The sequence below is a fragment of the Bacillus cereus genome (assembly GCF_015071065.1).
In the GTDB taxonomy this organism is placed as follows: Bacteria; Bacillota; Bacilli; order Bacillales; family Bacillaceae_G; genus Bacillus_A; species Bacillus_A cereus_BA.
Genome location: NZ_VOVA01000001.1, coordinates 432,431 through 446,883 on the forward strand (window position 1 = coordinate 432,431; position 14,453 = coordinate 446,883).

Sequence of the window (14,453 nt, forward strand, 5' to 3'; positions counted from 1 at the left end):
AGACTCACGGATGATGATGAGGTGTTAAGAACAAAAAGGAAGGCTTATTTTTCTATGCCTTTATGCTTTTTGTTATAGGTATTTCCGAGTAAACGGAAATGCTTACTTTCAATTAGGGAGGAATTTAAAATGGCAATTCAAACAAGTAACTTAGGTTATCCACGTATCGGACTACAACGAGAGTGGAAAAAAACATTGGAAGCTTTTTGGTCCAATAAAATTGATGAAGAACAATTTTTAACAACAATGAAAGAAATTCGCCTTCAACACGTCAAAGTACAGCAAGAAAAAGGAATTGAATTAATTCCAGTTGGCGATTTTACATATTATGACCACGTTCTGGATACGGCCTACATGTTAGGATTCATCCCGTCACGTTTTTCAGAGTTTACCTCTTACCTTGATGTATATTTTGCAATGGCACGCGGCTCTAAAGATCACGTTGCTTCTGAAATGACAAAATGGTTTAACACAAACTATCATTACATTGTTCCTGAATATGAAGAAGGATTACAAATTTCTTTAAAAGACAATCGTCCTCTTCGTTTATATGAAGAAGCGAAAAAAGAGTTAGGCGTGGATGGAAAACCAGTTATTTTAGGACCTTATACATTCCTAAAACTAGCAAAAGGTTATAACGAAGAGCAATTTGCCACTATTTTAAAAGAGCTAGTTGCACCTTATGTACAATTATTCTCTGAATTACACGCAGCTGGAGCACAAATTATTCAAGTTGATGAACCGATCTTCGCATCTTTAACAAAAGATGAAATTAATCAAGCGAAAGAACTTTACGAAGCTATTCATAAAGAGGTTCCGAATGCTAAACTTCTTCTACAAACATATTTTGATAGTGTAGAAGAGAACTATGAAGAAATCATTACATTCCCTGTTTCTGGTATTGGATTAGACTTTGTTCATGGCAAAGAAGGTAATGTAAATGCTATTTCAAAATATGGATTCCCAGCTGATAAAATTTTAGCTATCGGTTGTATAGATGGCCGTAACATTTGGAGAGCTGATCTTGATGATGTACTTTCTTTATTTACAACATTACAAGATCAAATCACAGCAAAAGGTTTAATTGTTCAACCTTCTTGTAGCTTATTGCATACTCCAATTGATAAAACGGAAGAAACGCACTTAACAACTGAATTATTTGATGCACTTGCATTTGCTAATCAAAAATTAGAAGAACTAGTCCTTATCCATTCTGCTCTTACTAAAGGTGTAGCAAGCATCAGTAGCGATTTGACAACATATCGTAATGCACATCATGCAATCCGCTCATCAGCTGCACGTAATCGTGAAGATGTAAAAGGGGCACGTACATCACTTAAAGAAGATGATTTCTCACGTCCTCTTCCATTTGAAAAACGATATGAACTACAGCAAGTAGCTTTACAATTACCGTTGTTACCAACAACAACTATCGGTAGCTTCCCGCAAACGACTGAAGTTCGTCAAACACGTAAACAGTGGCGTAACGGCGATATTTCAAATGAACAATACAATCAATTCATCGAAAAGGAAACTGAAAAGTGGATTCGTTACCAAGAAGATATTGGTCTTGATGTACTAGTACACGGTGAATTCGAAAGAACTGACATGGTGGAATATTTTGGAGAAAGACTTGCTGGTTTCTCCTTTACTAAAAACGGATGGGTACAATCATACGGTTCTCGCTGCGTAAAACCACCTGTTATTTATGGTGATGTTGCCTTTATAAATGGAATGACTATTAAAGAAACTGTATATGCACAAAGCTTAACAGAGAAAGTAGTAAAAGGTATGCTCACTGGACCTGTCACTATTTTAAATTGGTCATTCGTTCGAAATGATATTTCAAGAAAAGAAGTTTCATATCAAATTGCATTAGCACTTCGTCATGAAATTGAATTACTTGAATCTTCCGGAATTAGAGTAATCCAAGTCGATGAGCCTGCACTTCGTGAAGGTATGCCGTTAAAAGAAAAAGATTGGGATGCATACATTACATGGGCAGTTCAATCATTCCTTTTAGCAACATCTTCTGTAGAAAATGAAACACAAATTCATACTCATATGTGTTACAGTAACTTCGAAGATATTGTAGATGCAATTCGAGCGTTAGACGCAGATGTTATTTCTATCGAAACATCAAGAAGTCATGGAGAATTTATTAATACATTAAAACATACAACATATGAAAAAGGAATTGGTCTAGGTGTATATGATATTCATAGCCCACGTGTCCCAAGTAAAGATGAAATGTTCACAATCGTAGAACAATCTTTACAAGTATGTGACCCTAAATATTTCTGGATTAATCCAGACTGTGGTTTAAAAACACGAAGAACTGAGGAAGTTATACCTGCTTTAGAGCACATGGTTCAGGCAGCAAAAGATGCTCGTTCTCTCCTAAAGACAAACGCATAATAAAAAACGTGTTATCCTTCAAAAAGGATAACACGTTTTTTTATTCTACACTCTCAAAATAGAAGTCATATTGTACTTTATACAATTCATCGTCTGATGGCTCTTCAAGAGGAGTTGTCTGCAAAACTATCATATATTCCCCGTTCGGAATAGGAATATGCAATTTATTAGAAAGAATACTTGTTATATATACTTCTTCATTCTTCACTGTGAAAGGAACTGATATCGTTCTAACCACTTCTTCTTTCTCAATATGATTTCCACAAGTAACTTCTACTTCACAAGTATAGTCAGAGATTGCTTCAAAAATAATAGCTCCATCCACCTCAGCGTAGCCTCTTTCAAAATCTTCAGGAGTCCAATCTACATAAGGCTGCTGACCATCATAGTTCATTATCATTAATTGCGAATATGAAATTGTTAATTCCATAACTATCCCTCTCCTCCACTATGAAATGTATGCCAATTACTATTTCACTTCAAATTTCACACGCGTACCATCTGGATATTTGTCTAGCTTATTCCCTACCCAAGAACCTGCACCGCGGTTATCTGCTGGACTTATATATTCAATATGAGCTCCTTTTCCGCCTTCCTTACACATCGCCATCGGCCATTCATCACGATCATAACCTTTCTTCGTCGGATATGGCGCTAACGATAATTTCCTTCTATCCGCTGCACCATTACGATCAATTGTACACATTTCTGAATGCCCTTCTTTTATAGCATCCGTTATATGTTTCCCGGTCTCTGGATATCGTTCTTTCGGGAACTCTAGAATTTGATCATACGTAGTTGTTTTTTTAGTACTTGTCTCCTCTGGCACAAATACTTCATATACCGCTACCAAAAGAGAAAGAATTGCAATAATTGAAATGATAATACCTTTAAATTGCTTCATGTGTACCTCCGTGTTCCTACCAATTTCTTTTCCTCAGTTATTATAACAAACTTCTTCTATGTATGTTTTCAGACATTATGTTAGCTCTTCCTCTCCATTCCGCCAAAAACATTCATTTTTCCTCACCTTTTCACTAATGCTGTAGAAAACTAATATCCTTCCGACATTCTTTTTCAAAGGAAGTTATCATAAAAGATTGAATTGGTATATACGATACTTTTTGGGGAGGAAATTTCATGGAAGCAATCTATAAAACGAAAGATGTTACAAATAAAACAGGTATCCCAAAACATATAGTCCGAAAATATAGCCAACTCTTAGAGGAACACGGTTATATCATTTCAAAAACAGCTGATGCTCGTATTTATAAATTGGATGATTTAAAACTATTGAAATCTATACATGAAAGGGCTGCTACATTACAAGAAGACATTTCAGAAACAATACCTATTATTTTAAAAGAAAAAGAGGCCCCACCTGTACCTGTTATTCAAGATAAACAAGAGATACAACCAAAAGAAGATGGGCGTAACTTTGAGGAATTCATGTTAAAACTTGAAATGCTTGCTCAATTAAATGAAGCAATTATTCATCAAAACTCTACTCTCATTACACAAAATCGTTTAAAAGACGAGAAATTAGATGAACTAATGCAACAAGTTTATGTAAAAGAAGGCTCTCAAGAAAAAATGTTACAAGAGCTAGTTGTTCACGCCGCCGAAACAGATGCACTCCAAAAAGAAAAGATGGACTTATTAATGAATCATATGTATAAGCGAGAATCCAAACAAGAAGAAAAAATGAATAAACTTGTCAATCAAATTTACAATAAAGACAGCACCCGTGATGCACAACTTATGCAAGTTATTCGCGAAATTCAAGAAACAAAAAGATTAGTCGCCGCCTCAAAAGAGCAAAGCTTCTTTCAATCATTTAAAAGTCTATTCGTTCGAACAAAACAAGAAAAAATAAATGAATGAAATTTTGTATATTTTTCTAATTCACGATAAAATAAAAAGTTACCTTCTACCGGTAACTTTTATTCCTTATATCGTACAGCTGGCAATATAATAATAGCTTCAGTTCCTTTTCCGCTTTCACTTTTATATTCCAATGTACCATTATGCGCTTGTAAAATACTAAATGTTACCATAAGACCTAATCCTGTTCCTTTTTCTTTTAAAGAATAATACGGTTGTCCAAGCCTTACTAACTGTTCTTTTGTCATGCCAACACCACTATCTTTAACTCTTATTATTATCATTTCATCTTTTTGAATAGCTGTTACTTTTAAATACCCTTTGTTTCCTTGAATTGCTTCAATACCGTTTTTAACAACATTCATAATAGCTTGCTTCAATTTCGTCTTATCGCCGATAGTATAAAGGCTCTCAGAAATCTCAACTTGCAAATAAACGCCCTGCATCGCTGCAAATGATGACATAAGAGTTGTCATTTCAATTAATTGTGCTGATAAACAAATATGTTCTTTTTTTTCAATTTGAGGCCTTGCTAAATTTAAATAATCTGAAATAATCTGTTCAGCACGATCCAGTTCAGCTAATACGAGACGCATATAATCTTTGTTTTTTACGTCTTCCGTACTCTCTAGCAATTGAATAAACCCTCGTACAACAGTGAGAGGGTTTCGAACTTCATGTGCAACACTTGCAGCTAACTCACTTACAATATTAAGTTTTTCTGATTTTTGCATTTCTGTACGCAATAATGCATTTTCATTTAAATACTCAGTCAAATACACTTGAAATACCATTGTCATAACCATAATAAGTGATGCAAATATATACCCACTATATAGATTAGATATGTACGGTGTAAAACCTGTTTCTAAAAGGACATTCAACATCCCGACTACTAATGAAACAAGAACATAAAATGATGCAATCATAAAAGCTAATATTAGCTTCTTATCTCTTGAAAAAAGAGACCATTTCTTTGACAAAAACAATGGAATTATCGAAAGAAATATAACTTCTACGATAGGCAACCAACTGAGCTCCTTAAAAATCCATTCATATGCAACAAAAATAATGGCAGGGATGAGCCCAACAATCCCACCATATAAAAAACCACTAACAATTGGGATTGGATGAAAATTGTATCCGCAAACGGTACCAAAACAAATAGAGTATGTCATGGAGAGAACGAGTGTAACGCTAGATAAAAACATAATAAAGTAGCGATTAGGCTTCGGAAGCATTCCTTGATAACGATTTAAACGAATCGCTTCATATAAAAATAGTGGTAAAATAATGATGGCAATTTGGATCATTAAATCACGAATCAGCTCCATAGCCTCTCATCCCCTATATGTATTTTGATATGATTATATCATTTTATAAGTCTATTTGTTTTAAAATTTTGATTTTTCTTAACACTTTTGTTAATTATTTGTTAACAACTAATAATAAATGTTACAAATTTCCGAAATGATTGTAAACCCTGTACCAAATTTCCTTCGTGCAGTATACAATGAATACGGATTACAAAGAAAATAAAAAACACCTCACTAGACGGACAACTATCGCAAAATACAGCATATAATCCATACTATCTATGTTTACAAATAAGTGATCATTACTTTAGTAGGAGGAAGATAAATATGGCGGGTACTACGCTTGTTTTAAAAGAAGAAAATTTGGTTGTGCTAGAAAACGTTGAAAAATCAGTATACGAAGAATTGCAACATAAAGCAGGGAACGATGACTGTACATGTGCTGTAAATGAATCCGTTGTCCATCTTGGCAAAGTATCTTCCGTACTTTGGAACGAAGATGAAATAGATTGGGAATACGGTTATTAAAAAGTCGCTTGCAGCGGCTTTTTTTGTGTTTATGCTTAAACAAATGGAGTGAAACTTTAATTAACTCACACAGCTTATACTCTTATGGACATTTGAATCCTCACATAATTTCTTACTTCCACTGAATGTTAAGATACGATTCTTATCTTTCACAAATAGCGGGGGAAATTTTATAAACAAAGCGTAATAGTTAAAAATATGATAAAATGAACTTAATTTTCAAACGGAAGAAAGGGACATACAATGGAACAATTCATTAATCCTAGAGTGAAGGACATCCAAATTTCTGGAATCCGTCAGTTCTCTAACATGATTCAAAACTATGATAATCTCATCTCTTTAACAATTGGGCAACCCGATTTCCCTACACCTTCTTTAGTAAAAGAAGCTGCTAAACGGGCCATTACAGAAAATTATACAAGCTATACACATAATGCTGGTTTATTAGAATTACGCGTGGCAGCTTGTAACTTTGTAAAAGCTAACTACGATTTACACTATTCACCTGAAAACGAAACCATCGTTACAATCGGTGCTAGCGAAGCGATTGATGTTGCATTCCGAACAATTTTAGAACCAGGAACAGAAGTAATTTTACCTGCTCCTATTTATCCAGGCTACGAGCCTATTATTCGACTATGCGGTGCAATGCCTATTTTTATAGATGTTCGTGAAACTGGATTTCGTTTAACAGCTGAAGCATTGCAAAATGCAATTACAGAACGAACAAGATGCGTCGTTTTGCCGTATCCTTCTAATCCAACTGGTGTTACCCTATCAAAAGAAGAATTACAAGATATTGTATCTGTCTTAAAAGATAAAAATATTTTCGTTCTTTCTGATGAAATTTATAGCGAACTAGTATATGAAGGGCAACACACATCTATTGCTCAATTCCCAGAAATGCGTGAGAAGACTATTGTCATTAATGGCTTAGCCAAATCACATTCTATGACAGGATGGCGTATTGGATTTTTATTTGCTCCTAATTATTTAGCAAAGCATATTTTAAAAGTTCATCAATACAATGTGACATGCGCTAATTCAATCGCCCAACATGCTGCAATTGAAGCGTTAACAGCTGCCAAAGATGCGCCGAAGATGATGCGCCACCAATATAAAAACCGCCGTGATTATGTATATAATAGACTCATTCAAATGGGCTTAACAGTCGAGAAGCCAAAGGGTGCGTTTTATTTATTCCCATATGTCGGAAACTTAACATCTTCATCATTTGATTTTGCACTTGATCTTGTAAAAGAAGCTGGGCTAGCCGTCGTTCCTGGGACCGCATTTTCTGAATATGGTGAAGGTTATCTTCGTCTTTCCTATGCTTATAGTACCGAAACTTTAAAAGAAGGCTGTGACCGTTTAGAAGCCTTTCTAAAGCAAAAAGCTAAGAGTTAAACTCTTAGCTTTTTTATGCATGCTGATCACAAGTTTGACGCTTCAATAATTTATGTGGAATAATAATGCATTTTGCAGTAGACTCCGAATGCTCCACCTTATCAACTAAAGCTTTTGCCGCTTCATACCCTAATTGATAAATATTCACATCAACTGTCGAAAGTGGCGGACTAGCAATTTCTGATAATAAAGCATTGTTAAAGCTTACAATCGAAACATCTTTCGGTACAACAAATCCTTTTTTAGAAAGCGCACTTAACACGCCAAGTCCAATTAAATCATCCGTTGCCATAATTGCTGTCGGTGGTTGCTTTAGTCCCATTAATTCCTCAACAGCCTGTTGACCACTCTCTCTTGAAAAATCAAAGTGTAAAATATACTCTTTCGGTAATATAATATCTGCTAGTTTCAAAGCATCACTCATCCCCGCCAAACGATCTCTCGTTACAAGTAAATCTGAGCCACCACCAATGAACGCGATTTGCTTATGGCCTAATGAAATCAAATATTCTGCTACTTCTCTTGCCGCTGTATAATTGTCATTATCTACATATGTAATTTCATCTTTTCGATCATATGGTTTTCCAATTAATACAAACGGGAAATTTTGATTATGCAAATACTGAATAATCCGGTCATTCTCTCTTGAATATAAAAGAATAATACCACCAATTTGACGCCCTTGTACCATCTTGACAACACCATTAAAAATTTCTTCTTCCGTTTCACCTGTCGACATATAGAGCGCATACCCTTCCATATGTGCAAATGAACTAATTCCTCTTATAACTTCTGGAAAGAATGGGTTTTGAAAAGCTTTACTTGCTGAGCTCGGCATAACGAGCCCAAGCGTTTTCGTTGTTTGATTTGCAAGGTTTCTTGCATTTAAATTTGGATGATATCCTAGTTCACTCATTACTTTCCGAACACGACGCTTTGTTTTTTCACTTATACTTGGATTATCAGCAATTACACGAGAAACTGTCGATGGTGCAACATTTGCCTTCTTCGCCACATCTTTAATTGTAACTGTCATAAAAATCCCCCTCCTCTCACTTCTCTGCCATTTTTCATATATTTTTATCTTGCACTTGTTGCAAGTAATAGGAGAAGTCGTAAACTTTCATCACTTTATTCTATCTTGCAAAAATCATCTTATTCTCCCTCTCCATGTATTGTAAGGGATATCGCTCTTTTTTCCTATACTATAATATACTATTTATTTCACATTTTTTCACATTTAATGTCAAATCTCTTTTCATCTTCCTACAAATCCTTTTATAGAGAGATGAAAAGAGAAATGGGACGTAATGCCCCATTTTCACCCTTTCGTACCGCCAGCTGTTAAACCAGAAATGAAGTATTTTTGTAATGATAGGAATAAAATCGAAATTGGTATTGCAATTAATACTGAACCCGCTGCAAACGTCGTAAATTCATTACCAAATTTTTTCGCTACCATTTCATATAATCCAACTGCTAAAGTGTAATTTTCCGGCGTGCGTAAAATAATACTTGCTAAAATGAAATCTGTAAATGGACCGATGAAAGTGAATAATGCTACAACCGCTACGATTGGCTTTGCAAGCGGCATAATGATTTGCCAAAAAATACGGAAGTGTCCTGCTCCATCCATGCGGGCTGACTCATCCAACTCTTTCGGAATTGTATCAAAATACCCTTTCATAAGCCAAGTATTCATTGGAATTGCCCCGCCTACATAAATTAAAATTAATGCAAGATGTGTATCAATTAATCCTGTTAACTGCGCTAATACGTATAGTGCGATTAACGCTGCAAAGTTCGGAATCATTTGTAGAATTAAAAATGTTAATAAACCATTTTTTCTTCCGACAAAACGATATCTCGAAAATGCATAAGCAGTAAAGCTAATTGCTAACACCGAAAAAATCATCGTCATAACACTAACTTTTAACGTATTTTTATACCAAAGTAAGTACTTACTTGAATCAAGATCAAGTAGCTTACGATAATGATCTAACGTAGCATTTTTCGGAATAATGCTAGAACCAGACAAACTATCTCCTGGATTAAACGATGAACCAATAATCCATAGTAATGGATAGAAAATAATCGCACACATTATGAAGATAACCAAATAACTTAATGAAAGACGTAACATCTTTTGTCGTTTAATATTCATTTACATCATATCCTCTTCTTGGAATGATTTTGTTCTCTTAAATTGCCATAATGCAACTGTAATAACGATTAACGATAAAATCATTGTAAGAGCTGCTGCTTTTCCGTACTGCGCTGAAGTCATCGTTAACTTATAAATCCATGAAATTAAAATATCCGTTCCACCTGCATCTTGCCCCGCTACAGCAGGACCTCCGCCATTAAATAGATAAATGATACTAAAGTTATTAAAGTTAAACGTATATTGTGTAATTAAAATTGGTGCTGTTGCGTATAAAACAAGTGGCAATGTAATTTTACGGAACTGTTGCCAAGCAGTTGCTCCATCTACTGTAGCAGCTTCATATAATTCTCCTGGAATCGATTGCAATATACCTGTTGTCATTGCAAAGACGAATGGGAAACCAAGCCACGTTTGGATCATAATTAAAGCAATCTTCGCCCAAAACGGATCTGTCATCCAAGCAATCTTTTCAATCCCGAATAAAGCTAAGACTTGATTATTAATTGCTCCAAATGTTTCATTAAACATACCCGAGAAGACAAGAATAGATACGAATGCTGGAACAGCCCACGGTAAAATGAAGATTGTTCGAATAATTGCCTTACCTTTAATACCAGGCTGATTTACGATAATCGCTAAGAAAATACCAAGTGCAACTTGTAATGTTGTTGCAACAAATGTCCAAATGACAGTCCAAGAAAATACACTTAAAAATGTCTCTCTCCACATTGGTAATGTGAAAATATCAATAAAGTTTTTAAAGCCCACCCAATCTACTAATTTAGCTGGAGGAGAGTGATATAAGTCATAGTTCGTAAATCCAATTAAGATTACAAAAATGATTGGAAATACAACTACAAAGATTAGTAATAGAAACCCTGGTGAAACCATTAAATATGGAAAACCTTGATCTAATAAGTTACGGTATTGCTCTTTTACTGAGTTTAATGGTGTTCCTATATCACGTTTCTTCCCATTTTGGTATGCATCATATAAGTTAAATCCATATATTCCAAGTCCAAACACTATGACGATAAGTGCCAAAATCCCTTCTACTAATAGAAAGACAGAATGGTCACGTGGAACTTCTGTACCGAGCGTTACAATTCCCCATAATCCCATATTTAGCAAATCAGCAAATGCTACAATAAATGAACCTGTTAATACTAGAAAAATAAGACCTTTTACATATTGTTTATTATATAGTTGACCAATGCCTGGAATAATAGATAACATGGTCGCCATTTTCCTATGTTTCGAACCGTTCATATCTTTCATTGGTTCCATAGATGTTTGCATGTTCCTTCCCCCTTTTTCTTCCTAATTGGAAGGGAGAGAATTCGTGCCTCTCATATTAGAGGCACGAATTTCACCTTATTTTTGCTTACTATGATTTGCCTCAATATTTCCTTTAATTTGTTTCACTGCACTATCAAGCGCTGCTTTTGGTGCCTCTTTATCTGTAACAACTAACTGAAGAGCGTCTCCAGCTGGTTTCCATACTTCTTGCATTTCTGGAATATTCGGCATTGGAATTCCATTTTCTGATTGAGTTGCAACTGCTTTTGCAGCTTCATTATCTTTAATAATTGGATCTTCCATTACTGATTTTACTGGAGGAATTTCTTTTGTCTTCTCAAATCGAATTTTTGCATTTTCTTCATTTGTTACCCACTCAGTAAATTTTGTAGCTAAATCATTTTGTTTAGAGAAGCTTGTTACATGCCAGCCTTTTACCCCAACAAATGTTTTCATCGGTTGACCATTTGGTAATTTCGGCATTGGAGCAACACCATAATCAATTCCGTTCTTTTCCATCGCTTGGAACGCCCACGGTCCGTTCATAATAGATGCTGCTTTTCCTTCATTGAATAATCCATCAGCAGCAGGGCCACCAGACTCACCGATAATACCTTTCGGGAATAACTTTTCTTTGTACCATTTTTGAAGATATTCAGCGCCTTGTACTGCTCCGCTATTATTTAATCCAACATCACTTGCATTTGGTTTTCCGTCTTTCTCACCAAATACATATCCGCCCATACCTGCCATAAACGCGTTAGCAAAGTAGAAGTTATCTCCTAATGTTAAAAATCCGTACTTGCCATCCTTCGTAAAGTCTTTTGAGAAGTTAAACAGCTCGTCCATCGTTTCTGGTGCTTTTTGCATTAATTTTTTATTGTAAATAAAAACTGGTGTTTCAATCGCTTTTGGTAAACCATATAATTTCCCGTTGTATGTCTGTGCTTCTATTGATAAGTCAGTAAATTTACTCTTAACAGCATCATCTGCTTTTACTTCAGAAAGTAAGCCTTCTGTTACTGCATTTCCAATTTGATCATGTGGCAATGTTACAACATCCGGTCCAGTCCCCGCTGGCCCATCAAGACGTAACTTCTTCACTTGATCTGTCATTTGCATTTCAACAACTTTAACTTTCACGTTATATTTTTTCTCAAAGCTTTTCACAGCTGGTTCTAAACCAACACCTTTTTTATCATCTTCCCAAACGAGAAGATCATAGTCTTTCTTCGCTTTACTTTCCTCTTTTTTCCCTGAATCTTTCGGTCCACATGCAGATAACATGCCGATTGACAATGCTGAAATCGTTAATAGTGATAATGCTTTCTTCATCCCAAAAACCTCCCTAAATTGTCTATGTACCTTAATGATTGAAAACGTTTGCATTCGAAAGTTTAATAGAAGCGCAAACACTATCTCAAATCTATGAAAACGTTTGCGCTATTTGTCTATCATTATACATTCTTTTATTCATTTTGCAAATATTAATTTTAAAAATAATGTCATTATGCTCTTTATACATTGACTTTATATGAAATGAATACTACTCTTATAAGCAATATTAAAGCTATTAGAAAGGCAATCGTTTGCAATATGGGCTTTATTATTACACTTAAGGGAATAATATGTATAGAGATGTTAAAGGGGGATTTTCTATATGCTTAAAGAAGCCGTTTACCATAGGCCGAAAGATAATTATGCATACGCTTACGATGAAAAAACAATTCACATCCGAATACGCACTAAGAGAGATGATGTTCAAATCGCCACTCTTATCTACGGTGATCCGTACGAATGGCAAGATGGGAAATGGATTACAGCGAGTACACCGATGAAAAAAACCGGATCTACTGAGTTATTTGATTATTGGTCGGTTTCAATCAAACCAAAATTTAAGCGCTTACGTTATGGATTCGAATTAAAAACTGAGACAGAAACTCTTATTTATGCAGAGCGAGGATTTTTTTCTACCATTCCAAATGATGATGTTGGTAACTTTTTCTGTTTCCCATTTATTCATGCAAACGATGTATTCAAAGCACCTTCCTGGATTAAAGACACCGTTTGGTATCAAATTTTCCCAGAACGGTTCGCTAATGGAGATAGTGCGCTGAATCCAGAAAACACCCTTCCTTGGGGAAGCGCTGAGCCAACTCCAACTAATTTTTTCGGTGGAGATTTTGCTGGTATTATTCAAAACCTTGATTACCTTGTTAAGCTTGGAATTTCCGGAATATATTTCACTCCTATTTTCAAAGCTCATTCGAATCATAAATATGACACAATTGATTACATGGAAATCGATCCACAATTTGGGACGAAAGAAACTTTCAAAGAACTCATTCAGGCGTGTCATAAACATGGTATAAAAGTAATGCTCGACGCTGTTTTTAATCATAGCGGATACTTCTTTGATAAATTTCAAGATGTGCTAGACCATGGTGAGAATTCCGCCTATAAAGATTGGTTCCATATTCATGAATTTCCAATTATAACTGCGCCACTTCCTAACTATGATACTTTCGCATTTACACCATATATGCCTAAATTAAATACAGCACATCCAGATGTAAAAGAATATTTACTTGAAGTAGGGCGTTATTGGGTAAGAGAATTCAACATAGACGGTTGGCGCCTTGATGTAGCAAATGAAGTTGACCACAGCTTTTGGAGAGAATTCCGAAGTGAGATAAAGGCGTTAAATCCTGAAGTATATATTTTAGGCGAAATTTGGCACGATGCCCTCCCATGGCTACACGGAGATCAATTTGATGCTGTAATGAGCTATCCTGTTACAAATGCACTACTTTCTTACTTTGCTAACGAGTCCATTCATGCAAGTGAGTTTATGAAACAAATTACAGACTCTCTACATTCCTACTCTATGAATGTAAATGAAGCAGCATTTCATTTATTAGACAGTCATGACACACCTAGAATTTTAGCAACATGTAATGGGGATAAAAATAAGTTAAAGTTACTCTATGTATTTCACCTTTCTTTCATCGGTTCTCCTTGTATTTATTACGGCGATGAAATCGGTATGGATGGTGGAATGGACCCTGGCTGTCGCAAATGCATGATATGGGATGAAAAAGAACAAGATACTCTTTTATTTACACATATACAAACATTAATTTCATTACGGAAACAACATAAAGCATTTGGAGGAAACGGTATTTTTCAATTCATTGAGGCAAATGATGAACATAATTATATTTCTTATACAAAAACATATGAAGATGAAACTATCTTTTTCGTTTTAAATCCTACTAACAGTGAGGTTACAACTTCACTCCCTCTCCATATTACTGGGAAGAAAATAATTAACATTTATACAAACGAAGAATTTTCAGCGGAAGCAAGTGTATTACAAGTTACACTTCCACCGCACGGATTCTCCATATTAAAATGGTAATAGAAAAAGCCTT

12 protein-coding genes are annotated in these 14,453 nt (G+C 35.1%); 5 read left to right on the top strand and 7 right to left on the bottom strand.

Features of this window, described 5'->3' with window-relative positions; genetic code table 11:
* Positions 1–129: 129 nt before the first annotated feature.
* Entirely contained in the window at positions 130–2,418 is a 2,289-nt protein-coding gene (metE, locus tag FT637_RS02160) for a 5-methyltetrahydropteroyltriglutamate--homocysteine S-methyltransferase (RefSeq protein ID WP_193644950.1), read from the top strand.
* Between the two features lie 40 nt (positions 2,419–2,458).
* On the opposite strand, the gene comJ is transcribed toward metE, so the two are convergent.
* Both comJ and nucA read right to left on the bottom strand, forming a co-directional pair.
* The gene (gene comJ, locus FT637_RS02165) at positions 2,459–2,848 is read right to left on the bottom strand and encodes a competence protein ComJ (protein WP_193644951.1); all 390 of its coding nucleotides are present in this window, start codon (positions 2,846–2,848) and stop codon (positions 2,459–2,461) included.
* A gap of 39 nt (positions 2,849–2,887) precedes the next feature.
* On the bottom strand, positions 2,888–3,322 hold the full coding sequence (gene nucA / locus FT637_RS02170) for a DNA-entry nuclease (protein ID WP_193644952.1): 435 nt from the start codon (positions 3,320–3,322) through the stop codon (positions 2,888–2,890).
* Positions 3,323–3,558: 236 nt separating this feature from the next.
* Between nucA and FT637_RS02175 the strand changes: the two genes are divergently transcribed.
* Positions 3,559–4,302 (top strand): DUF3967 domain-containing protein, encoded by a 744-nt coding sequence (locus tag FT637_RS02175; protein ID WP_193644953.1) that lies wholly within the window; start codon positions 3,559–3,561, stop codon positions 4,300–4,302.
* Positions 4,303–4,361: 59 nt separating this feature from the next.
* On the opposite strand, the gene FT637_RS02180 is transcribed toward FT637_RS02175, so the two are convergent.
* Positions 4,362–5,636 carry a sensor histidine kinase gene (locus tag FT637_RS02180; protein WP_193644954.1) on the bottom strand — a complete coding sequence of 425 codons (1,275 nt, stop codon included), beginning with the start codon at positions 5,634–5,636 and terminating at the stop codon, positions 4,362–4,364.
* A 309-nt stretch (positions 5,637–5,945) separates the two neighbouring features.
* On the opposite strand from FT637_RS02180, the gene FT637_RS02185 reads away from it, so the two are divergent.
* Positions 5,946–6,146 (top strand): hypothetical protein, encoded by a 201-nt coding sequence (locus FT637_RS02185; protein WP_193644955.1) that lies wholly within the window; start codon positions 5,946–5,948, stop codon positions 6,144–6,146.
* Between the two features lie 243 nt (positions 6,147–6,389).
* A complete protein-coding gene (locus FT637_RS02190) occupies positions 6,390–7,553 on the top strand; it encodes an aminotransferase A (protein ID WP_193644956.1) in 1,164 nt (387 codons plus the stop codon).
* 13 nt (positions 7,554–7,566) lie between these two features.
* On the opposite strand, the gene malR is transcribed toward FT637_RS02190, so the two are convergent.
* The 4 genes from malR to FT637_RS02210 form a co-directional block, all read right to left on the bottom strand.
* On the bottom strand, positions 7,567–8,589 hold the full coding sequence (gene malR / locus FT637_RS02195; RefSeq protein WP_193644957.1) for a maltose operon transcriptional repressor MalR: 1,023 nt from the start codon (positions 8,587–8,589) through the stop codon (positions 7,567–7,569).
* A gap of 285 nt (positions 8,590–8,874) precedes the next feature.
* Positions 8,875–9,717, bottom strand: a complete 843-nt coding sequence (gene malD, locus FT637_RS02200) for a maltosaccharide ABC transporter permease MalD (protein ID WP_002160656.1) — start codon at positions 9,715–9,717, stop codon at positions 8,875–8,877.
* Positions 9,718–11,019, bottom strand: coding sequence for a maltosaccharide ABC transporter permease MalC (gene malC, locus FT637_RS02205; protein WP_070144701.1), 1,302 nt, complete (start codon positions 11,017–11,019; stop codon positions 9,718–9,720). It abuts the gene before it with no gap.
* Positions 11,020–11,094: 75 nt separating this feature from the next.
* Positions 11,095–12,354 carry an extracellular solute-binding protein gene (locus FT637_RS02210; RefSeq protein WP_193644958.1) on the bottom strand — a complete coding sequence of 420 codons (1,260 nt, stop codon included), beginning with the start codon at positions 12,352–12,354 and terminating at the stop codon, positions 11,095–11,097.
* Positions 12,355–12,679: 325 nt separating this feature from the next.
* On the opposite strand from FT637_RS02210, the gene FT637_RS02215 reads away from it, so the two are divergent.
* Positions 12,680–14,440, top strand: a complete 1,761-nt coding sequence (locus FT637_RS02215; RefSeq protein ID WP_193644959.1) for an alpha-glycosidase — start codon at positions 12,680–12,682, stop codon at positions 14,438–14,440.
* Positions 14,441–14,453 lie beyond the last annotated feature (13 nt).

Excerpts from the sequence above, each read along its gene's own strand:
- metE (WP_193644950.1), top strand. The coding sequence starts at position 130 with ATGGCAATTCAAACAAGTAACTTAGGTTATCCACGTATCGGACTACAA.
- comJ (WP_193644951.1), bottom strand. The coding sequence starts at position 2,848 with ATGGAATTAACAATTTCATATTCGCAATTAATGATAATGAACTATGAT.
- nucA (WP_193644952.1), bottom strand. The coding sequence starts at position 3,322 with ATGAAGCAATTTAAAGGTATTATCATTTCAATTATTGCAATTCTTTCT.
- FT637_RS02175 (WP_193644953.1), top strand. The coding sequence starts at position 3,559 with ATGGAAGCAATCTATAAAACGAAAGATGTTACAAATAAAACAGGTATC.
- FT637_RS02180 (WP_193644954.1), bottom strand. The coding sequence starts at position 5,636 with ATGGAGCTGATTCGTGATTTAATGATCCAAATTGCCATCATTATTTTA.
- FT637_RS02185 (WP_193644955.1), top strand. The coding sequence starts at position 5,946 with ATGGCGGGTACTACGCTTGTTTTAAAAGAAGAAAATTTGGTTGTGCTA.
- FT637_RS02190 (WP_193644956.1), top strand. The coding sequence starts at position 6,390 with ATGGAACAATTCATTAATCCTAGAGTGAAGGACATCCAAATTTCTGGA.
- malR (WP_193644957.1), bottom strand. The coding sequence starts at position 8,589 with ATGACAGTTACAATTAAAGATGTGGCGAAGAAGGCAAATGTTGCACCA.
- malD (WP_002160656.1), bottom strand. The coding sequence starts at position 9,717 with ATGAATATTAAACGACAAAAGATGTTACGTCTTTCATTAAGTTATTTG.
- malC (WP_070144701.1), bottom strand. The coding sequence starts at position 11,019 with ATGCAAACATCTATGGAACCAATGAAAGATATGAACGGTTCGAAACAT.
- FT637_RS02210 (WP_193644958.1), bottom strand. The coding sequence starts at position 12,354 with ATGAAGAAAGCATTATCACTATTAACGATTTCAGCATTGTCAATCGGC.
- FT637_RS02215 (WP_193644959.1), top strand. The coding sequence starts at position 12,680 with ATGCTTAAAGAAGCCGTTTACCATAGGCCGAAAGATAATTATGCATAC.